This window comes from Halobaculum sp. P14 (assembly GCF_051195155.1).
Taxonomy (GTDB): domain Archaea; phylum Halobacteriota; class Halobacteria; order Halobacteriales; family Haloferacaceae; genus JBNTKA01.
On the sequence record NZ_JBNTKB010000002.1, the window covers coordinates 205,441 to 224,921 of the forward strand.

The following is a 19,481-nucleotide window of genomic DNA, read 5'->3' on the forward strand; positions in this document are numbered from 1 at the left end:
CGACCGACCCCCTTCCGCACCGCTGCGACGACCACGGCTTCCGGACCACGTCACCGGACTTTTTCGCGCCGACGCAGAACTCGCCAGTCACGACTCCCCGATTCACACTCGCTGTTGCTGCTGCTGCTGTTCGGCGGTCTCGCTGGCACCGTGACTCAGAACCCGTTCCGGCCGAGCACGACGACGAGCGTCGCGGTCTGGACGAACAGTCCGGCGGCGTACGTCGCGAGGCGGGCGCGGATGCCGCGCGGCACCGCGGAGGCGCCGGATTCGCTGTTGCCGCCGAGGAATCCGCGGTGCTGGTCGGGGCCGCGGTTCGCCTCGTCCGACCGGAGCGTGCGGGTGTCGGCGAGGAAGGCGCCGGTCAGCACGGCGGCGCTGAGCGTCGACAGCCCGAGGACGGCGACGCCGACGTCGACCCCGGCGGCCCACGACGCGGCGGCGACCGCGACGACCGTTGCCGCCGGGTAGGCGACCCCGAGTCGGGCGTACGCGGCGAGGCGGCGGCGCTGCATGGCTCCCGGTGGACCGTCCGCGCCGAAATGGGTTCCGTTCGTCGCCCGCGTCCACGTCCGTCTCCACCTCCGGCGGAGACCGACCGTCGCCGAATCGCGGCCGTCACCGCGGCGCGTGACGACACCTTTTCCACCGCGTGCAGAACACCGGGTGATATGAGCGACTCAACCGCGGAGGCGGACGCCGGATTCACCGCGGCCGACGCCGCCGAAATCGCACGGGAGCACGCCGACGCGTTCGACGCGCTGGCGGCGGCGCTCCACGGAGACGGCGCGTCGCCCGCCGCCGGCGCCCCCGGAAATGCGAACGGCCTCGGAGGCAACGACGGCGCGGACGACTCGGACGACGCGAACGACGCAGCCGACTGGCGGCCCGAGGTCGACGCGGCCCTCGTCCGGCCGGGCGACGACGCCTACGACGACGCGCGGCTCGTGTGGAACGGACTGGTCGAACGGTACCCGGCCGCGGTCGCGTACGCCGCCGACGCGGCCGACGTCGCCCGAATCGTCGAAACCGCCCGCGAAACCGGGCTCGGCGTCGCGCTGCGCTCCGGCGGCCACTCGGTCGCCGGCGCCTCCACCTGCGACGGCGGCGTCGTCCTCGACTGCTCGCGGATGGACGCCGTGACCGTCGACCCGGACGCCGGAACCGCGGTCGTCGAACCTGGCGCGACGCTCCGCGACGTCGACGAGGCGACCCAGGCGCACGGACTCGCCACCCCGCTCGGCGTCGCCCCCGACACCGGCGTCACCGGCTTGACGCTCGGCGGCGGCACCGGCTACCTCACCCGCGGCTACGGACTGGCGTGCGACCGGCTCACCCGCGTCGACGTCGTCACCGCCGCCGGCGAGCGCGTCACGGCGTCCGCCGACCGGAACCCCGACCTGTTCCGGGCGCTCCGCGGCGGCGGCGGCAACTTCGGCGCCGCCGTCGAACTGGAGTTCGACCTCGTGGAACTGGACCACGACGTCGCGATGTGCGACACGTGGTACCGCTTCGGCGACGCCGACCACGCCGCCGCGCTGCTCCGCCGGTACCGCGAACTCACCCGCGACGCGGACCGCGAAACTAACGTCTCCCCGTACGTCGCCGTCGTCCCCGAATCCGCCGACGGAGACGGAGGCCGCAGCGGCGACCGCGGCGGCGACTCGGTTGCTGACGGTGCCGCCGCTTCCGACGACGCGGCCTCCGCTACGGCTGACGCTTCGTTCCCCGACGACGCCGCGGGGGACCTCGCGCTCTGCTTTCTCGGCGCGTACGCCGGCGACCCCGAGCGCGGCGAGGCCGAACTCCGGCCGTACCGGGAACTCGACGACGACGCGCTGCTCGCTGACCGCGCCGAGCGCCTCCCGTATCTCGAACTCCAGCGGCTCCTCGGCGGCGACTCCCCGCAGGGCGACCGCTACTACTGGAAGTCCATCGCCGTCGACGACCTCACGGACGACCTCGTCGAACTGACCGTCGACCGGATGCGGCGGATGCCGGGCGACCGCGACACCGTCGTGGTCTGGCCGCTCGGCGGCGCCGTCGCCGACTTCGACCCCGACGAGACCGCGATTCCGGGCCGCGACGCCGACTTCGTCCTCAACTTCGAGGCCGCCTGGGAAGACCCGGCGGACGACGCCGAGCAGCGCCGCTGGGCGAAGCGCAGCGTCGAACTGGTCCGCGACCGCGCCGGCGGCGACGACGGCGAACTCCCGAACTTCGCCGGCGACGAAGCCGGCGCCGCCGCCGCCCGCGCCGTGTTCGGCGAGAACTACGAGTGGCTCCGCGACGCCAAAACCGAGTGGGACCCCGAGAACGTGTTCGGGCCGAGCGGCCGACTCGACCCGCGCTGACCGGCCCGCGGCGCCGGCTACGACTCCGCGCCGCCGCCGAACTCGACGACCTCGTAGCCGATGTTCTGCTCGCGGAGCGGGTCGGCGTGCCGCGACAGCAGGTCCGTCGTCACCACCAGCAGCACCGACAGCCCCCGACTCGCCGCTTCCGGCACGGCGCCGGCCGTCCCGAACCGGATGTCGGGGGTGACGCCGGCGCGCCGCGCCGCGACCAGCGCCTCGGTGCCCGCGGTCGCGACCAGGTCGTGCGAAGAGAGCCGCGACCGGATGGCGTCGTCGTCGAGCGCGTCGCTCCCGCCGTCCTGTACCGGCGGGACGGACAGCGCCGTCACCGTCCCCGGGTCGTAGTCCAGCATCCCCTCGAACTCGGTGACCGCGACGTCCTGCTCGGCTGCCGCGTCGGTGACGGCGAGCGCGGTCGCCTCCCCCGTCCCCTCGGACGCGCCGGGCGTCGCGTGCTGGACGCCGTCGCGCATCGTCAGCGTCACGCGCTCGCCCGCCGAAATCTCCGCGGTCGCGATGGCGGCGTCGACGTCCACCTGCTCGATGACCTCCTCGGAGACGTACTCGACGAACCCGCGGAGGTCGTCGGTCTGCGTGATGAGCCAGTCGACCCCCTCCTTCGTCACCTCGTACCGGCCGCGGCCGTGCTTCCGCACCTGCCCCTCCTGCACCAGGTCGCCGAGGTAGTCGCTGACCGCCTGCGTCGTCACGCCGATGGCCTCCGCGATTTCGCGCTGACTCACCGCCGGCTGGCGGTCCGCGATCTCCACGAGAATCTGGTACCGCGTCGCGTTCCGCTTACTCCGCAGCACCCCGAGTTCGCCGTCGTCGCCGTCGTCCCGGTCGCTCATTACCGGCGCAGACGGCCCGTCACCGGAAATATCTTCGCAGATATGCGAGCCAGGTTGAACTCCACGCGAGCAGCGGCCGAGCGGCAACGGCTGATTTCGGAGGCTGTGGTCGACGCGCCCCGCCGGAGACAACTCAGATTGCGCTCAGAACCGCGGAGCGACGAGGCGGTGAGCGGAGAGCGCACTCAGCAGTTCCGCTGCTCCGCCCCGTTCCGCTCCGCGCTGCAAAAATGGTGCGCGTCCGTTAGGACGGCGTCTGACCCTTCGCGAGTGTCTGCGAGGTCTGACCGGTTGCGGACGTCCAGATTACGCGGACGTCTGTGTTTTCCGGGATATTCGTCAGGTTTGCACTGTCGCCTGCGGTGACTGGAAGCCCGAAGTCCGTCGTGTTTCCGTTCCCGGCCGTCAGGTTCAGCGACTTGGTGTTATCCGAGTTGAGCGTCGCCCCGCCTTGGTGAGTGGCGATGACTTTGTAATTCGCGGACGCATTTCCGTTGTAGTCGAAGCCGAACGATGCCTGTGGCGGACTCGTCTGCAGGTTCTGGCCGAGCCCGAGCACGAACGTCCCGATGACGGCCGCGAGGATGACGGTGATCGCCACCATCAGGATGACCCCGATGACCGGCGACACCGCGCGGTCGTCCGTGATGAGCTTCTTGAATCTCATGCGGACTAGGGGACTGTTGGCGGGTACTAAAAACCAACTGCCAGCGGACGCGTACGGCTGGAACGCCTGCCGGGTAGGCAGGCGAAGTTGGAACTCAAGCGGCGACCATTCGCTGTGCCGCCGACACAGAACTCTCACCCCGCGGCATAAATTTTCCCCGTGGAACCGTCCGAAACTCGTCTTCGTCGGTAGTCGAGGAGCCGGACGGCCTCGAACCGCACGGGTTTGCCGGACCGCGCCGCGCTACCGGAAACTGGACAGTCGAGATAGCTGTGACTCCGAAAATTCTTCGATTCGGCTAATCCTTCGCCGAGTATCGCCAAGTATCAACTGCTAAGTGAGGCCGCTGGTTCCAGAAAACCGGTGGACGGTCGGGACCTGGAGTCGCCAACCCCCGACAGGAGTTACACCGCTCACCTCGATTACGGGCGGGTTCGCCGCCGAACTGAACTAGGCGTCAAAGAGGGAGACGTGCTCTGGTTCATCGTTCAGCTGGAGTATAACCACGCGCCGGAGTACGGAGCTGAAGACGACTGGCAGCACGTCGCTCGATTCGATCATCACCCGCACATGGATTGGGGTCACGACATCGCGGAGGAACGACTCCACATCGATCTGTACGCCTACGGCAATCTGAAGGTGGACGTTCAGAAAGGGTTCCCTGAGATACCGGTGAACAGAGCCCCGGCGTACTGTGAGCGCTTCTTCGACGAGCGATATGAAGACCTACTCGCCGACTATCACGAGCGGTCGAAGTAAGAACGTGGGTTACGACTCGCTGACCGATTCGAGGTCGTCGAGTTCGGGGAGTTCGAACTCCGTCGCGTCGAATTCCTCTTCCGGCTTGTCGGTGAGCTCTGCCAACTCCTCCGCGGCAGACTCCCGACGGTGACGGGAGGCCATATACACGAATCCAACAGCCGTGCTCTAATAAGTAATTGGGTTAATTAATTCCGGCTAGGTGTGAGTCCCTCCGGGGCGAGAATTGATGACCGATCTACCCATAGGGCTCAGTTGAACTCCTTGACCCTTGATTGATTTGGAGATGGTCGGTAAGTACAGAGGAGGGAGGTGACGCCTTTGAGGCGCTCAACTTATGTCTCGAAAAATCCGCGAATCGACTCAGTGACTTTTCCTTGTCCCGTTGGAGAGAGGATGTGCTTCTCCTCGGCGAGAACTTCGGTTTCGGTGAGATCGGGGACTCGGTCTCTGGCACGCGGAATAATCGCGTCGGGCGGGAAGAATGGGTCATTCTCGGCGGCAAACACGGCGACGGGCGCAGTGAAGGCTTCGAGTTCGGCTGCGTCAGCCTCGGGGAACTCGCGTTCGAGCTCCACGTGGCGGAGGGACGCCGCAATCGTCTCACGGACGACGGGGTCAGCCTCTGCTTGGGTTACCATCTCACTCAAGACAAGGTCGAGTAGCCAGTCACTCCCGAGGAACCGATACAGGATTGCGGGCAACCCAACCTTCAGCATCGGGAGGAGTGGCCCTATTCCGAACCCGGCGGGTACAACGAGGGCCGCACGCTCGATGCGCTCGGGAGCAAGTGCTGCCGTCCGCAGGATGATACCACTCCCGTAGGATGTCCCAATCATCGGCGCACTATGCAGGTCGAACGCATCAAGGAGATCGACAACCCACTCACCATAGCCGTCTCCTTGTGGGTCGAGACGTGTTTCCGCGCTGTGGCCCGGCTGGCCGATGATATCTGGCGAGATGAGTCGGTAGTCATCGGCGAGTCCAGTAAACCACGCCAGTGTCATCGGATTCGTAGCGTTTCCACCGTGAAAGACGAGAACGGGCTGGCCGTGTTCTGGCCCTACCATAAGTATATGCGTTGAGCCATGCCGTGTATCGATTTGCTCCTCGTCAACGGTGACATCCAACTCGTCGACGGCCTCCGCGTATACCGTTTCAAGCGCCTGTCTACCCGCCGGTGAACGATAAATAGACATAGGTGCTACCACGACATCAGCAGCCCTGACAAAGTACATTACGGTTGGAATGAATATATTCGCGGTGATTTTTGGGGTAATACTCCAGAAGCAGGCGTTTCCTGACCCATCGACGGTCGATTAGCAATCCTACCTCTCGACTGTTTCACCACAGATAGTATCGAACTAATCGGGTTTCAACAGAGCTACCGATAGCGACTCTCGACCCGTGTCCGATACCGGAGCCCCAGTACGGACGTGTTCGCCACCTCCTGAATCGTCGTCGGGTCCACGTCGCCCCGGGCGTCCTCGATGTTCTCTTTCGACTCGATGAGGTGCCGGAGCGCGGCGTCGATCACCTTCGACCGGGGCGGGTCGTCGTCGGGGCCGGCGGCGACGATCTCGGCGGCGCGGTCGAATTCTCGTTTCCGTTCGTCGGTGAGCTTGAGGCTGGTTCGGTCGGTCATGTGGTCACAGGTATGCACCGGGGGCTGAATCCCGCGGTGCTCGGGTTGCTGAACGCGGCGGTGCTTATCAACGGGTGTCGACGGGCGGATGCGCTCGGGCCGACCGCGGGGACCGCACCCCGTGAGAGTATGCACGGGGCGGCGGGAGCGGGCGGGGCGAGGTATGCACATCGAGGTTGGGCGTTACTTCTGAGTGCGACCCCGTGGTGTCGCGTCTGAGACCCCTGCATCGCGGGGTTACTCGCTTCGCAGCGCCGCCGGCAGGTCCGCGACTTCGCCGTCCTGCACGTCGCGGATGACGTACACGCCCTCGCCGAGTCGCTGGTAGTGAACGCGCTTCCCGCTCGGGACTTCTCCGTCCTCGTCGAGCACGCCGTCAAGTTCCAGGTCCGATTTGTCGAGCGAGACCTTCGCGGTGCCGTTGTCGTCCGAAAGTGACCGGAGGCCCATATCCGGAAGGCCGGCGCCGTTCCACTTGTAGACCCCGCACCCTTTCACCGCCTACCTCCCGATTCACTCACCGACTCCGCCTAGAGTTATTCCCCCACTTACCAGCCTGCTACCCCTGTCGCGCGCGGGTTTCCGGGATGCAGCATGGCTTACACAGAATTCGACGCGGAGGACATCGGGCTGCTGGTGCTCGGTATCTTCGCCTCCGCTGTCCTCGTCGGAATCGCGTCAGTTGAAGCGTTCAACGTCGGAATGTCGGACACCTTCACGGTCGCCGGCATTCAGACGAGCATCGCGTGGGTGGTGTCGGTCGCCACCCTCGTCGGCATCGTCATCACGAACGACAACACCGAGCTGTTCAGCAAGGACGGCCTCGACGAGCTTCGTGAGTCGGACATGGCCGAGGCGTACGTCTACGCCACGCTCGGCGCCGCCGCCGTGCTCGTCGGCTGGGTGTTCTTCCCCGCGGTGTCGTCGTTCTTCAAATCATCCGACCTGTGGGGCGTCGTCTACATCGCGCTCATGACCGTCGCACAGGTCGCCGTCGGATGGATCTACTGAGCCAATGACTCGGCTCACCACCTCGTCCGTCGCGACGCTCGCCATGCTCGCTGTCGCGCTGTTCGCAGCAGTCGGCGGCGCGGCAGCCCACAGCACCGGCGACACGCACGTCCACGTCGCCAACCCGACCGTCGCCGTCGACGCCGACACTCAGAGCGTCTACGCCGACGTGAACGCCTCGCAAGCGGACACCACAGCGAATGTGACGGTGACGTTCGAGGCCATGGAGAACGGCTCGGTCACGTCGACTCTCGCCACGAAAACCGCGACCGTCGCGCCCGGGTCGTCGCAGCTGATCGAGCAGTCAGTGAACGGGACCGAGTACGACGCTGTCCGGATCTCTGTCGTGCTCGATAATTCGACGGCTTCCCCGGAGAACGTCTCGGTTTCGACAGGCAAGATCCAGATGGTAGCCGGCGGCGGTGGGGGAACCGGCCTCCCCGGCGGCTCCGTGAATGGGGTGCCGGTGTTGCTGGCGGTCGCCGTCGTCGGTATCGGCGGCTACCTCTGGATTTCGGAGGACTAACCCATGAACACCATTTATCAGGCACTCACGTACTCGGGAGTTGCATCGTTCGGCGCTGCGGGCCTGCTCGCTCGCCGCGGCGAAGTGACGGCGACGCTGGCGGTCGCGCTGCTCGCGGTCGTCGCGCTCGGCGTCCGCGTCGGACATGACCGGTCGCTACGGCGCGCGCTGCCATCGCCTCGGCTACCGTCGCGCGGCGCGGTCGTCCGCGTCGGCGCGGCGCTGCTGCTCGTCTCGGCGGCCATGACCGGCTCGCTCGGCGGCGCGTCGCCGGTCGAGCCGGCCGCGGCAACCCACAAGTGTGGCGACGTTGAGCAGCTCGCCACGTTCAGCCTCGGCGCCGTCGGCATGGTCTTGGACAAGACGCTGCGCGGCGGCGAGTGTACCGAATCGCACCGCGCCGAGGCAATCGAGCAGATGCAGCAAATCGACAAGAACGAGACACAGCTTTCCATCTATCAGGCCGCAGTAACGTCGAAATCGCGGCTTGAGACGACGAAAACCACGTATCGGAACTACCTGAACGACACCGAGTCGTCGGCGTGGATGCTCGCCGAAATGGAAATCGCGGAAGCGTACAAAAACGGCTCGTCAAAGGCTATAGCAAAGGCGCAGGCTCGCAAGGCGATTGCGAGGTACTACGCGAAAAAGCAAATCAACCTGATTCAGCAGTGGAACACGACCGTCGCGTCGACGTACACGCTCGAAAAGCAGGCGGACACCAGCAGCAACGTCAGCGACGGGTTCGTGAGCGCCCGGCAGAAATCCATGAACGACGAGCAGTGTCTAAGCACCAGTATCGACGGGAACAGCACATCTACCGTCACTTTAGTCAATTCGTCGACGGTGAACGTGCGGGCGCTGTCCTTCTCGGTCACGACGAACCCGTGCGGCTCGATTGAAGGCTCAACCACTATCACGAAAACCATCAACTCCGGCCTCGCACCGGGTGGAGAGTACGGAGACGTGCAGTACGTGTACGTCAAGGGCCACATGAGCAGCGCAGACCGAATCAGGTACCTGTATTTCGCCGAGTGGGCCGACCTCTGGCGGCGAATCGAGCAGCAGAACAGTAACCTACAGGCCGAGGTCGGGCCGTTCGTCAATTCGACGTGGACAGCCTTCCAGACAGGGAAAATCAACGCCTCAGACGTTATCTCGCGGAACACCGCGATGTTCCGCTACGGCGTCGACACAATCCAAAACGACACGTCGATGTACACCAGCGTCGCGGCGCTGGCGACGATGGGGCTGGACACGCCGAATATCAACGGCACAGGCCAGATGACGGTGCACTACGACGGTCTGACGTACCACGGCCTCGTGCTCGCGCAGCAGGCGCCCGGCGGTTCGTGGACGGCCGGGAGAACGTACAACGCGTCGAATATCACGGGCAACGTGATGTTGGTCACGGTCGACGGCGAGCGAATCCCGCTGCATGGAGAGTTCACCATCACCGCGATGACCGCCGAGGACGGCACGTCCATGCAGACCGTGAAAGCGACGAAAGTCGTCTACAAAACCTCCAACGCGTCCGAATTGATGAACAAGATGGAGGAGATTCGGGCGCTCCGCGAGGAGCTGGAGGAACGTGAGCCGAAGGCCGGCGGCGGTGGGACCGGCAGCGGCGGCGGGCTGTTGAAGAAGATCGCGGCGGCGCTCGGCGTCTCTGTCGGCGTCGTCGCGCTGCTGCTGCTGGCTGGCGGCGTGTTGGCCGTGAAGATGTATTCGCCGAATTGAGAGGCTGAAACGCCTCTTCCCCTCAGTATGACCGACGACACTACTTCCACGACGAGACGCGCAGTGCTGAAAGCACTCGGTGGCGCCACCGCGACCGCGGCGACCGCGTCGACGGCAGCCGCACAGGAGTCGACGCCGACCGCGACCGCGACGCCGACGGCCGACAGCGAGCACGTCGTCACGCAGATCGGGCCGATTGTGACGCTCCGCGATTGGAGTTATCAGAGCGGCGCGTTCACACTCACGCTCACGGCGGACTATCCAAGCGCCGTCAAAATCACGGACAGCGGCGCGGTCATGCGGGCGTGGTCTGAGGGCAGCGGCGGCGGGGTCACAGAGATCCCGACTCGCGGCGTCGAAATCACGGGCCGGACGACGGTCGAATTCGACGCGGTCGAGTTCAACGGCGCCGCAGCCCTCACCGTCGCCAGTACCCGCGGCACGGTCCTGATTCGGTCAGACGCGATTGAAACCGGGAAGCCGGCCGTTGACTTCGGAACCGCCGGCTTACTCGCAGGCGCGTCGGCCGTCGGTTCCGGCTGGTACTCGTTCCGCCGTGGCCGCGAAAAACTCGAAGAATCCGACGAACCGGAGGCCGACCGAATCGCATGACCTTGACCGAATCGCTCGTCGACGCGGTATCAGACAACCTCCGGACGCTCATCGTCGTCGCCGTCGGCTACGTCGCCGCCGTCGAGATGGAACTCGTCTCGATGGGGTACCCGGAACTCCCGTCGCTCCCCGGCTGGTGGCAACTCGTCGTCCTCGCCGCTATCGCGGTCGCCGTCGTCGGCTGGATCGTCGGCTCCAAGCTCGCCGAACTCCTCCCCGACCCCGTCGGCACCATCCTCGTCGCCCAGGAGGCCCACGACGCCACCGGCGGCGCAATCTACGAACTGAACGATGAAGCCTGGCAGCAGCTGGAGGTCGTCGACGGCGAACTCTACCCGTGGAGCGCCAGCCCGCACGACGTGTACGAGTGCCGCCGATTCAACCCCGACACGTGGACGGCGGTCGCCAACTGGAAGGGGACGAAGCCGGCGAGTGAACTGTCGTCGCAGACGGACCGCGACGAGATTATGCGGCAGATCCGGGAGTTGCGCGAAGAGCACGAGCAGGAGGCTCGATACGGCCGGATGGTGCGTCAGTCGCTGCCGTCGCTGCTCCGCGCGCTCGATAAACGGCGGGCACAGGCGATGAACGCAGCCCTTGAGGATACGGTGTCGCCGACGTGGGACGACAAGCCAATCGACGAGATGATCGCCGACCGCGTCCCCGACCGCGCCCTCCCCGACTACATGCGCGACGACGAGGACAGCACCGACGACGCCGACGAGGAACTCGTCTCAATCGACCTGCTCGACGACGAAGAAGCCTTCGACCCGGCTTCGGAGATCGACGGGGCGACCGACCCGCTCCGGAACGACGGAGGGAGTGAGCCATGAGCGAGGACAGCAGCAGCGTCTACGCCGCCGCCCAAGGCCGGACGTTCCTCGCCGGCGAGCTGGAAGGCCACGACCCCGAGTACGTCCACGAGTTCGCCGGGCTCATCGGCGACAAAGAGACGCTGGATCTGCTGAACTACCTATGTGCGCTCTGGCGCGACGAAGACGAATCCTTCCTCGATACCCGGCTCGGTACGGAGATCGTCACGTCGGCGGCCACCCATCAGATGGACCGCGCCTTCAAGCACGGAAACGCGTCGGTGCTTCAGGGCGCAGTCGGCCTGACCGACCGCAGCGACGACGGCCGGGAAATCCTGTCGGACGCCGCTGCTCGCCTCGAAAACGAGGGCGCTATCGGCCTCGTACTCGGGCCGCCCGGCGCGGGGAAGACGGCGCTCACGCTCGATATCGCCCGCGTCTGGGCGGCTCGCACCGGCGGGAAGTTGGTCGGGAATACGTCGTGGGACGGCTTCGACGACGTGGTCAGGTCCGACACGGAACTGCTCGAAGCCATGGGGCACCACGACGGCCCGGTGCTCGCCGTCATCGACGAGACCGCCCAGGAACTGAGCGGCTTCGGCTCGTCCTCGAAGCAAGCCGAAGCGTTCAGCGACGCGCTCACGTTCGTCCGGAAGCGCGAGGAAGAGCACGGCCCGTATGCGAAACGCGGGAGCGTGCTGATGGTGAATCACACGCGGACGAAGACGGCGAAGGCGTTCCGGGACTTGGCGTCGTTCGGCGTCGAAAAGCCTTCACGCGACGACCCGGGCCGTGCGAAGCTGCTGAACTCTGAAGCTGACTCCGACGAGTTCGAGGAGGTAACCGAGTACAAGGGAATCAGCGACACTCGCGAGCAGTACGATGAACACGAAGGCTCGGAGTTCGTGATTCACGGCGTCGATGACGACGACGAGACCGGCGGCGGCGTCGACGAAAGCGACGTGAAGAAGCGGGAAGCGCGCCGGACGGTGATTCGGGCGTGCAAGCCGTGGGACGACGATTCGGGCGCGTCATACGAGGAGGCGGCCGAATTAGTGGATTGGTCGGATTCGTGGGTCGGCAACCAGATTCGCGACTGGAAGGCGGGGAAGTTCCGTGATATCGTGGCGAAGCCGGATGGTGAGACTGCGTGACTGCGTCGGGACTCGGCCGTCGCCACCACTACCTCCCCCGGGGGTGGCGCATACCTAATTATAGTATGGTCGTCTCCGGGGGGTGCGCGCTGGTGGCCCGGGGGGTGCCGAACCGGATTTTCGCGAGAAGCGAGCAGAATCGCGACTATATCGGGGTCATGGGTCAAAAGTCGGGTGTTCAGGCGTGAATCGGTCGCAGAACGCGGCTCGGTACGGCGCGCTCGCCGAAGCGCACGCTCGCGAGCGGTACGGTCTCGACGCCGAGCACGACGCGTATCACGACGCTGTGGACGCCGACGGCCGGCCGTGGGACGTGAAAGCCTGTCTGGTGACCCGGGACGCGCCTCGATTCCGGCTGTGGAAAGAGCAGCACGCTCGGCTCGCCAGGGAGCGCGGTGGCTACGTGTTCGTGAAGTATCGGCCGGTGGGCCGCGGGATTCGAGTGTTGGGGACGCGGTCGGTGCGGGCGCAGTCGCTTGAGGTGTCGTTCTACGGTGCCGGTGAGCACGAGAAAGGAGAACAGGTGAAGGTGCCACCGCGAGCGATTTTCGGATAGCACAGCCCCGACTGTTTTGGGGATTGACCCTGTTATTTCAGGCACAGGGTTATGTATCAGGTAACATGTGCGGCGTGCGACCTCTACGAAGAAATCGAGGGGATAGAGGACGTATTCGACGTTCAGGAAGAACACGAGTCTGAGTTCACCGGCCATGTTGTTGAATTTGAACTGGTGAGAGAAGTTTGAGAGAACTGAGGTTCGCGGCGTAGTGCCCTTTTGTAACTATGCGCTGCGCGCGCTCCAACTATCTACTGTATAACATCAAAATACGAGATAGACAGCTGCTACCGCGATAATTCTCCTCAAACACACTTATGCCTACAGGAACCAATGTCAGTATACCTGAAAGGGTGGTACAATGTCAGAAAGTACGATTTCCGTTCTTCACGTTGACGATGAGGCTCCGTTCCTTGACCTCGTGAAGACGTATCTTGAGCGTGACGACGATATTCGCGTTGTTTCTGTTTCGGGTGCTGAGGAAGCCATTCAGAAATTCGATGATGAAGAAGTAGACTGCATAGTGAGCGACTACAGAATGCCTGAGATGAACGGCATTTCCCTACTGAACGCAATTAGGAGCCGCGCTGAAGACTTCCCCTTCATCCTATACACAGGCCAAGGGTCCGAAGAAATCGCTAGTGAGGCGATTACGGCAGGGGTCTCAGACTACGTGCAGAAAGGCCGTGGCAGGGACCACTACGAACTCTTGATCAAGCGAATCAAGAACAACGTCTCGAAGTACGAGACTGAGCAGCGGATTCAACAGGTCTACGAAGCAATTGACGCTGTCAACGAGGGGGTTGCTATCTGTGACGAATCCGGGACGCTCATTCACGTTAACCAGGCGTATGCGTCGGTGTTGGGATATGATTCCTGTGAGCTGATCGGAGAACACTGGAATATTCTCTATCGAGATAACGTGGTGCAGGAGGTAGAGAACGGGGTGATCCCGGAGGCGATGGATGCAGAGCCATGGATGGGGAAAGCCCGTAAAGTCCGCAAGGACGGAACAGAAGTGATCGTCGAAAACAAATTGCTGTTCACAAGCGGCGGACTCATGGTCTGCATCATCGGCGACGCTGAACCCGCTGACGGAACAGAACCCGCTACACAAGCGACAGCGTAGATCTCGGCGAGGCCTTTTTGCGAGCACTGTCGGTCCCCCACGGCTAGCGCGCCGCTTGCGCGGCGCGCGGCCCCCTTCGCTTCGCTTGGGGACCGCGGCCGCTGTTGCGGGGCGGGGCGGTGGTCCCTTGGACCTGTGGCTTTAGCCACACGCCTAACGCGGAACCGAACCCTCCCCGTTGGGTTCGGTCGCGCGGAGCTGCTCGATCACCGCGGTCGAAGCCGGTGAACTACTCCACATGAAACAGGGGTTCGGCGTCGTTCGGGCCGATATCGGCGGTTCTCAGGGGGTTCAGAACAGAGTTGTCACTACCCGCGACGGGCCGCGTATCGGCCCGCCGCGGGAGCGGACTGCTACCCGAGCAGGTCGGCGACGGTCTGCTGACGCTTCCCGCGGCTCTCCGCGTACGTCCAGGTCACGACGGCCTGCCGGAAGCCGGCCGCGTCGCGACCGGCGTCGGTCCACCGCTTGAGGGCGTCGCGGAGCTCGGAGACGACGCGCGGATACCGGTTGAACGTCCCCGAGGCCGGCTTGTCACCGACTTCGCCGAGCCGGATTTTCTCGACGGCCTCGCGGCGGCTGTCGGTCTCGACGTCGTGCGCTGCGAGCCACGTCTGAAGCGCGCTGGTTGCTTCATCGAGGCCGCGCTCGGCGGCGAGCAGCGCCTGTCCGGCGGCGTCGGCCATAGTCCGCTCGGCTTCCCGAGCCTCCTGTACGGCCTCGTGCACCATCTCGGCGATGTAGTTGCTCTTCAGGGCTACCTCGCCGTACTTGCGGTCGACGAGTTCGTCAATCTCGCGGAGCGCGCGGCGGACGCTGCCGACGTGCCGACCGTGCTCCTCCGCGATATCGGCCGGCGAGACCGTGCCGCCGTCCGTGACGAGCGAGCCGAAAATCTCCTCTTGGACCGGGCTGAGGCCGCCGGTCGCGGTGAGTTCGCGGACGACGATGTGCTCTTGCTCGTTCCGAATCTGCGTGAGATTCAGCTCCGGCGGCTCCGCGTGCTCACCGTTTTCAGCGGGGAAGTACGGATCGACGACGTACGTTCCGTCGCTATTGCCGGGGTCGTCGCCGTCCACGTCGGCGGTCATGGTCATGCCGGCTTCATCGAGCACCGCGTGCACGGTCTCGTCGAGTTCGGTTTCCAGTTGGGCGAGCGCGTCGTCGCTGACCCCGATCTTGCCGTCCCACCGACTCACCTGATAGGACGCTCCGAGTTTCGGGTGGGCAAGCGGGTCGTTGTCGTCGCGGTCGGCCGCGTCGAGCGCGAAGTAGTGTTTCACCTCTTTCGGCACCGAGTGCGACGGGAATACCTCGGTGACGCGTTCGGGGCCGAGCGTGACGGTGTGGTAGAACCCCGGTAGGTTCTCGCCGCGTTCTGTCTCGTCGTTCTGAACGAGTTTTCGATAGCCTTCGCGGTCGTTTTCGAGGACGTGAGCGAGTTGGACGATTGGGCCGTCGCGGGCGTGGACAGGGCCGCTCGCGTCTTTGTCGAGCCGGACGTACCGCTCGGCGTCGCGAACGCTGCTGGAGTCGTGAGGGTCGGCGAAGTGGTCCGGGTTCAGGTCGAGCGCCCGCGCCGCCTTCCGCAGCAGCGGGAGGTACCGGCGGGCGTCGACGTTGGAGCCGTCAAGCCGGACGTTGACGCCTTCGGTGATCGAGTCGGGGATATCCAACTCGAAGCGGGTGCCGTCGTCGCGTTCGACCTTCATGCCCTGCCAGCGCGGCCGGATGTGCGCGTTGAAGCCCTGCTGTCCGGTCGGGTCTTCGTCGCCGTGCCGGTCGACGGCGATGCGGTATTCGCGGATGGTGTCGAACTCCCACGGCGTCCCCTGCGGGGTACGGTCGCCGGGGTGGACGACGCCGGACTCTTGGTAGTAGAGCTTCGCGGTCCACCGTTCGCCGTCGGCGGTGAACTCTGTGACCCGTGACCCACCGGAGTCGGCGACGATGCGGGCCGCCGCGAAGTAGGGGTCTAACCCGCCGTCAAAGTTCGCCTGCATGGCGAATTCGTGCCAGACGGGAGTGACGGATAACTGGTGGTTTTTGCGGGCGTACTCCGCCTTCCCGCTCATGTGAAATCACCCAGGCCTGCCTGTGTGGCCGCTGTCTCCTCGCTGTCCAACTGAATGTTGTCAGCGTCGTCGGCTTCGTCTGTGACGAAGAACCCGTACTCGTCGAGCAGGTCGTCGTCAAGCCCGTTATGACAGCAGACCGTGCAGAAGTTTGTTCGCGACGGTGAGCCGAACTCGTCGCCGCACTGCACGCACGCGCCTCGCGTCTCGGCGGTCATGCAGACCCCTCCGTGAGGAACTTCTCTCGTCCACGAAGCTCACGGGCCTTCTCAGATTCGCCCGGATGTTCGGGTTCGGTGATTTCTGCCGCGCAGCGGCGGCATGCTACGACGTCGCCGAGGTCGAAGGCGGCAGGTTTGCCACAGACCTCATCGTCGTAGACGTCACAGGTCCGCCGCTGCTGTTCGATTTTGCGGCCGGCGAGCGTCTGCTGAGTAGCACTGCCGGGCTCTCCGCTCATCGTTCCACCTCGCTGGGGTCGATGATGCGGCTCCACGCGAGTTTCGCGTGGGTGAGTCGGCCGGCGACCTCGATCCACGACGGGATTAGCTCGTCGACGACGGAGGCAGGGACGAGCAGCCGCGCGAGGTGCGGATGCTCGTAGGTCGGTGCGTAGACGACGAACAGATAGACTCCGCCGGCGTCGACGAGGGCGCGGTGCTGCTGCTGCCGGAAGTAGAAGCGGCCGCGTTGACCACCGCTCTGCCGGCCCTGCGCGGCCTTGATTTCGACCGCGGTGCCGCTGCCGACGACCGGGACGCTGCTGAACGTGAGCGCGTCGGACGGCGTGAGCGCGCCTGTGGTTTCGGCGTCGTGCCACGCTGCTCGGCTATCGGGGACGTATTCGAGTGTCGGGAACCGGTCGATTACGGCGGCTTCGACGGTTTCACCGGACTCTTTCGGCGAGGGGACGCCGCTGGTGGCCCGGCTCATGCTATCCCCTCGCGGTCCAGATAGCACGACGGACACAGGGCGACGCTGTAGGGAACCCGCTCTGTCGTCGTCGGCGTCGAGCGGCCGCAGTCGACGCACTCAGGCGTGTCGTGCTCGGTCGGCTCCGTCTCGGTTTCGGCGTCGTCGGTCCCGCTGTCGTCGTCGCTGTCGGCCGGGACGCCGCCGCCGAAGGAAGCGAGGGTATCGTCCCGGCTCATCGGTCCACCTCCGTAAGGGCGGCCCGCACGTCCGCGTCGGTGGCTTCAGTGAGCGGGTGGGCGATTCGATTCCCGGTCTCCGGGTCGTACAGGTCGGAGGCAGGGACGAACGCGGTCACGTCGACCACCCCCGGTTTGTTTCGATAATCGCAGGGCTGCGGAGGGGCGCGTAGGCGGACCTACTGGTATCGGATCTCGTGTGGGCGTTTGAAGAGGGTGATTCAGCCGAAAACCTACGTTTCAGGGGTGGCTGCGGCTGGTTAGGCTTTGTCCTGAAACGGAGGTTAAGACAGCGAGCGGCGAGGGATTTGAACCCCCGACCTCTTGGTCCGGAACCAAGCGTTCTGTCCGCTGAACTAGCCGCCCTCGGTGTCCCATACCGGTGTTCGGAATTTAAGGCTTCGGAAAGGCCGCACCGAGGTTCGGCGGTCGGTCGTGGCTGACGTGGCGGCTCCGACTAGCCGCCGTCGACGTCCGGCGGTTCGGGTTCCTCGTCGACGAGGGCGTGTTTCCAGGTGCCGCGGGTGAACCAGAGCGCGGCGGCGACGGCGCCGATGATTTGGCCGGCGGCCATGCCGACCCAGATGCCGAACGGGCCGTACCCCTGGTCGATGGCGAGGACGTAGACGATGGGGACGCGGCCGAGCCACAGCGCGACGAGCGAGAACGCCAGCGCGGTCCGGGTGTTGCCGGCGCCGCGGTACGCGCCGAGGACGACCTGGAGCAGCCCGATGAACGCGAACTCGGCGGCGCGGACCCGGATGTATTCGGCGCCGAGCCTGATGGTTTCGGTGCCGGCGTCGGTGCCGGTGGAGATGAAGACGCCGACGACGGTGTCGGCGAACGCGAACGCGAGGACGGCGACGACGAGCATGACGCCGGACGCGACTTTCGCGGCGGTCCAGACGGCGCGCTCCGCCCGGTCGGCCTTGTCGGCGCCGAGGTTCTGCCCGACGATTGTGTTGGTGGCGCGGCCGAGGCCGAGCGCCGGCAGGAACACGAGCGACGTGAGCCGGTTCCCGAGGCCGTACGCCGCGACGACCTCCGGCCGGAACGTCACGACGATGGCGGTGAGCGTGATGAGTCCGAGCGCGGAGGCGGACTGCTCGACGGCGGACGGGACGCCGACGGAGACGATTTTCCTGATGAACCTGGGGCGCGGCCGGAAGTCCGGGAGCCGAACGTTCGGCCCGGCGTCCGTCCGGAGAATGACGTACACGCCGATGAGCGACGCGACGGCGCGCGAGGACACCGTGGCGATGGCGGCGCCGGCGACGCCGAACTCCGGCACCGGGCCGACGCCGAAGATGAGAAGCGGGTCGATGACGACGTTGATGAACACAGAGACGGCCATCACGAGCATCGGTGCCCGCGTGTTGCCGTAGCCGCGCATCAGCGACGAGAACACGAAGAAGCCGAACAGGAACGGGAGTCCGAGGAAGAACACCCGCATGTAGTCGCCGGCGAGCGGAATCACCTGCCCGGCGGTCGCCGCCGACGACGGCAGCACGGCCAGCAGCGGGTCGGTGAGCAGGAACCCGAGGACGCCGACGACGACGGCGATGACCGTGATGACCATCAGGGTCTGGCCGGCGACGGTGCCGGCGTTCCGCTCGGACTCCGCGCCGGTGTACTGCGCGACCAGCGTCGACCCGGCGACGGTGAAGCCGCCGCCGACCGAGATGAACAGGTAGATGAGCGGGAACGCGAGGCTGATGGCGGCGACGGCGTCCGTCGAGTAGCGGCCGAGCCACAGCGTGTCCGTCAGGTTGTACGCGACCTGCAGGAGCTGTGTGGCGACGATGGGCCACGCGAGCGCGAACATCGGCTTCGCGAGCGGCCCTTCGGTGAGCGAGCCGGTGTCGAGTTTCTCGGGCACTTTCGGTTCGTAGGTCCGGTTCAGCGGGCGAGGGTTTGAACGGTTCGGAACCGGTCAGCACGGGCCGGCGAACCGCCGAATCACCGCGCTGACGACCCGGCCGGCCCGTTCGACCGCCGACCGGAGACGCCGCCCGTCACTGGATGGCGGCGCGGCACAGGTCGAACACCGCCGGGAGGGATTCGTCGACGCCGCGGTCGACGCTCACGAGGACGCCGTGGTGGTGTCCGGTCGGAATCTCGAAGATGTAGGCGTGTTCGAACTGCCGAATCGTCGCCTCGTGACCGCCGGCGGTGGCGAACACGCGCTCGAAGTACGGCCCTTCGAGCACGTCGAACACGACGCACTGATGCACAAGGTCGAGGTCGTCTTCGTCCAGCCGGGTCGAGAGGTCCTCCCGGAGGTACTGAAACGAACACACGTCCCCGTCGAACCGGGCGACGACCCGGAGGTCCTCCCCGATTTCCTCGCGTAACCGCCCGTTTATCTCGGTCATCACTACAGTATTCGAAACGGCGTCAGCGTGAAAAGATGTCGGAGGGGACCGGCAGCGGACG

26 protein-coding genes and 1 tRNA gene are annotated in these 19,481 nt (G+C 65.5%); 11 read left to right on the forward strand and 16 right to left on the reverse strand.

Annotated elements, in window-relative coordinates:
* Positions 1–155: 155 nt before the first annotated feature.
* Positions 156–515, reverse strand: a complete 360-nt coding sequence (locus tag ACQUS7_RS06085) for a hypothetical protein (protein ID WP_435145608.1) — start codon at positions 513–515, stop codon at positions 156–158.
* Positions 516–671: 156 nt separating this feature from the next.
* Between ACQUS7_RS06085 and ACQUS7_RS06090 the strand changes: the two genes are divergently transcribed.
* Positions 672–2,354, forward strand: a complete 1,683-nt coding sequence (locus ACQUS7_RS06090; RefSeq protein WP_435145611.1) for an FAD-binding oxidoreductase — start codon at positions 672–674, stop codon at positions 2,352–2,354.
* 17 nt (positions 2,355–2,371) lie between these two features.
* On the opposite strand, the gene ACQUS7_RS06095 is transcribed toward ACQUS7_RS06090, so the two are convergent.
* Together ACQUS7_RS06095 and ACQUS7_RS06100 are read right to left on the reverse strand one after the other, a co-directional pair.
* Complete coding sequence (locus ACQUS7_RS06095; RefSeq protein ID WP_435145614.1) at positions 2,372–3,208, reverse strand: MarR family transcriptional regulator; 837 nt, start codon at positions 3,206–3,208, stop codon at positions 2,372–2,374.
* Positions 3,209–3,452: 244 nt separating this feature from the next.
* Positions 3,453–3,875 (reverse strand): type IV pilin, encoded by a 423-nt coding sequence (locus tag ACQUS7_RS06100; protein WP_435145616.1) that lies wholly within the window; start codon positions 3,873–3,875, stop codon positions 3,453–3,455.
* A gap of 363 nt (positions 3,876–4,238) precedes the next feature.
* Between ACQUS7_RS06100 and ACQUS7_RS06105 the strand changes: the two genes are divergently transcribed.
* The gene (locus ACQUS7_RS06105) at positions 4,239–4,634 is read left to right on the forward strand and encodes a DUF7718 family protein (protein ID WP_435145618.1); all 396 of its coding nucleotides are present in this window, start codon (positions 4,239–4,241) and stop codon (positions 4,632–4,634) included.
* A 9-nt stretch (positions 4,635–4,643) separates the two neighbouring features.
* Here ACQUS7_RS06105 and ACQUS7_RS06110 read toward each other — a convergent pair whose 3' ends face one another.
* The 4 genes from ACQUS7_RS06110 to ACQUS7_RS06125 all read right to left on the reverse strand — a co-directional run bounded on the left by ACQUS7_RS06110 (position 4,644) and on the right by ACQUS7_RS06125 (position 6,729).
* Positions 4,644–4,778, reverse strand: a complete 135-nt coding sequence (locus ACQUS7_RS06110) for a hypothetical protein (protein WP_435124034.1) — start codon at positions 4,776–4,778, stop codon at positions 4,644–4,646.
* Positions 4,779–4,969: 191 nt separating this feature from the next.
* On the reverse strand, positions 4,970–5,872 hold the full coding sequence (locus ACQUS7_RS06115) for an alpha/beta fold hydrolase (protein WP_435145621.1): 903 nt from the start codon (positions 5,870–5,872) through the stop codon (positions 4,970–4,972).
* Between the two features lie 146 nt (positions 5,873–6,018).
* Positions 6,019–6,279 (reverse strand): DUF7386 family protein, encoded by a 261-nt coding sequence (locus tag ACQUS7_RS06120; RefSeq protein ID WP_435124038.1) that lies wholly within the window; start codon positions 6,277–6,279, stop codon positions 6,019–6,021.
* A gap of 237 nt (positions 6,280–6,516) precedes the next feature.
* Positions 6,517–6,729 (reverse strand): hypothetical protein, encoded by a 213-nt coding sequence (locus ACQUS7_RS06125; RefSeq protein ID WP_435145623.1) that lies wholly within the window; start codon positions 6,727–6,729, stop codon positions 6,517–6,519.
* A 144-nt stretch (positions 6,730–6,873) separates the two neighbouring features.
* On the opposite strand from ACQUS7_RS06125, the gene ACQUS7_RS06130 reads away from it, so the two are divergent.
* The 9 genes from ACQUS7_RS06130 to ACQUS7_RS06170 all read left to right on the forward strand — a co-directional run bounded on the left by ACQUS7_RS06130 (position 6,874) and on the right by ACQUS7_RS06170 (position 13,819).
* Positions 6,874–7,290 (forward strand): hypothetical protein, encoded by a 417-nt coding sequence (locus ACQUS7_RS06130; RefSeq protein ID WP_435145626.1) that lies wholly within the window; start codon positions 6,874–6,876, stop codon positions 7,288–7,290.
* 4 nt (positions 7,291–7,294) lie between these two features.
* Entirely contained in the window at positions 7,295–7,816 is a 522-nt protein-coding gene (locus ACQUS7_RS06135) for a hypothetical protein (protein WP_435145629.1), read from the forward strand.
* A 3-nt stretch (positions 7,817–7,819) separates the two neighbouring features.
* Positions 7,820–9,556, forward strand: a complete 1,737-nt coding sequence (locus ACQUS7_RS06140; protein WP_435145632.1) for a hypothetical protein — start codon at positions 7,820–7,822, stop codon at positions 9,554–9,556.
* A gap of 63 nt (positions 9,557–9,619) precedes the next feature.
* Positions 9,620–10,168, forward strand: coding sequence for a hypothetical protein (locus tag ACQUS7_RS06145; RefSeq protein WP_435145634.1), 549 nt, complete (start codon positions 9,620–9,622; stop codon positions 10,166–10,168).
* Entirely contained in the window at positions 10,165–11,001 is an 837-nt protein-coding gene (locus ACQUS7_RS06150) for a hypothetical protein (RefSeq protein ID WP_435145637.1), read from the forward strand. The genes ACQUS7_RS06145 and ACQUS7_RS06150 overlap by 4 nt, the downstream gene beginning before the upstream one ends.
* A complete protein-coding gene (locus ACQUS7_RS06155; protein WP_435145640.1) occupies positions 10,998–12,134 on the forward strand; it encodes a hypothetical protein in 1,137 nt (378 codons plus the stop codon). The genes ACQUS7_RS06150 and ACQUS7_RS06155 overlap by 4 nt, the downstream gene beginning before the upstream one ends.
* Positions 12,135–12,318: 184 nt before the next feature.
* A complete protein-coding gene (locus ACQUS7_RS06160) occupies positions 12,319–12,690 on the forward strand; it encodes a hypothetical protein (RefSeq protein ID WP_435145642.1) in 372 nt (123 codons plus the stop codon).
* Positions 12,691–12,741: 51 nt separating this feature from the next.
* The gene (locus tag ACQUS7_RS06165; protein ID WP_435145645.1) at positions 12,742–12,879 is read left to right on the forward strand and encodes a hypothetical protein; all 138 of its coding nucleotides are present in this window, start codon (positions 12,742–12,744) and stop codon (positions 12,877–12,879) included.
* Positions 12,880–13,051: 172 nt separating this feature from the next.
* On the forward strand, positions 13,052–13,819 hold the full coding sequence (locus tag ACQUS7_RS06170; protein ID WP_435145648.1) for a response regulator: 768 nt from the start codon (positions 13,052–13,054) through the stop codon (positions 13,817–13,819).
* Positions 13,820–14,172: 353 nt separating this feature from the next.
* On the opposite strand, the gene ACQUS7_RS06175 is transcribed toward ACQUS7_RS06170, so the two are convergent.
* The 9 genes from ACQUS7_RS06175 to ACQUS7_RS06215 all read right to left on the reverse strand — a co-directional run bounded on the left by ACQUS7_RS06175 (position 14,173) and on the right by ACQUS7_RS06215 (position 19,420).
* A complete protein-coding gene (locus tag ACQUS7_RS06175; RefSeq protein ID WP_435145651.1) occupies positions 14,173–15,822 on the reverse strand; it encodes a MarR family transcriptional regulator in 1,650 nt (549 codons plus the stop codon).
* A 68-nt stretch (positions 15,823–15,890) separates the two neighbouring features.
* Positions 15,891–16,112 carry a hypothetical protein gene (locus ACQUS7_RS06180; RefSeq protein ID WP_435145653.1) on the reverse strand — a complete coding sequence of 74 codons (222 nt, stop codon included), beginning with the start codon at positions 16,110–16,112 and terminating at the stop codon, positions 15,891–15,893.
* Complete coding sequence (locus tag ACQUS7_RS06185; RefSeq protein WP_435145656.1) at positions 16,109–16,354, reverse strand: hypothetical protein; 246 nt, start codon at positions 16,352–16,354, stop codon at positions 16,109–16,111. Before ACQUS7_RS06185 ends, ACQUS7_RS06180 begins: the two co-directional genes overlap by 4 nt.
* A complete protein-coding gene (locus ACQUS7_RS06190) occupies positions 16,351–16,827 on the reverse strand; it encodes a hypothetical protein (RefSeq protein WP_435145658.1) in 477 nt (158 codons plus the stop codon). The genes ACQUS7_RS06185 and ACQUS7_RS06190 overlap by 4 nt, the downstream gene beginning before the upstream one ends.
* Positions 16,824–17,045 (reverse strand): hypothetical protein, encoded by a 222-nt coding sequence (locus ACQUS7_RS06195; protein WP_435124063.1) that lies wholly within the window; start codon positions 17,043–17,045, stop codon positions 16,824–16,826. Before ACQUS7_RS06195 ends, ACQUS7_RS06190 begins: the two co-directional genes overlap by 4 nt.
* Positions 17,042–17,164, reverse strand: a complete 123-nt coding sequence (locus ACQUS7_RS06200; protein WP_435145661.1) for a hypothetical protein — start codon at positions 17,162–17,164, stop codon at positions 17,042–17,044. Before ACQUS7_RS06200 ends, ACQUS7_RS06195 begins: the two co-directional genes overlap by 4 nt.
* A gap of 174 nt (positions 17,165–17,338) precedes the next feature.
* Positions 17,339–17,411 (reverse strand) — tRNA-Arg (locus ACQUS7_RS06205).
* A 91-nt stretch (positions 17,412–17,502) separates the two neighbouring features.
* The gene (locus ACQUS7_RS06210; RefSeq protein WP_435126071.1) at positions 17,503–18,870 is read right to left on the reverse strand and encodes an MATE family efflux transporter; all 1,368 of its coding nucleotides are present in this window, start codon (positions 18,868–18,870) and stop codon (positions 17,503–17,505) included.
* A gap of 190 nt (positions 18,871–19,060) precedes the next feature.
* Complete coding sequence (locus tag ACQUS7_RS06215; protein ID WP_435145663.1) at positions 19,061–19,420, reverse strand: DUF7522 family protein; 360 nt, start codon at positions 19,418–19,420, stop codon at positions 19,061–19,063.
* Positions 19,421–19,481 lie beyond the last annotated feature (61 nt).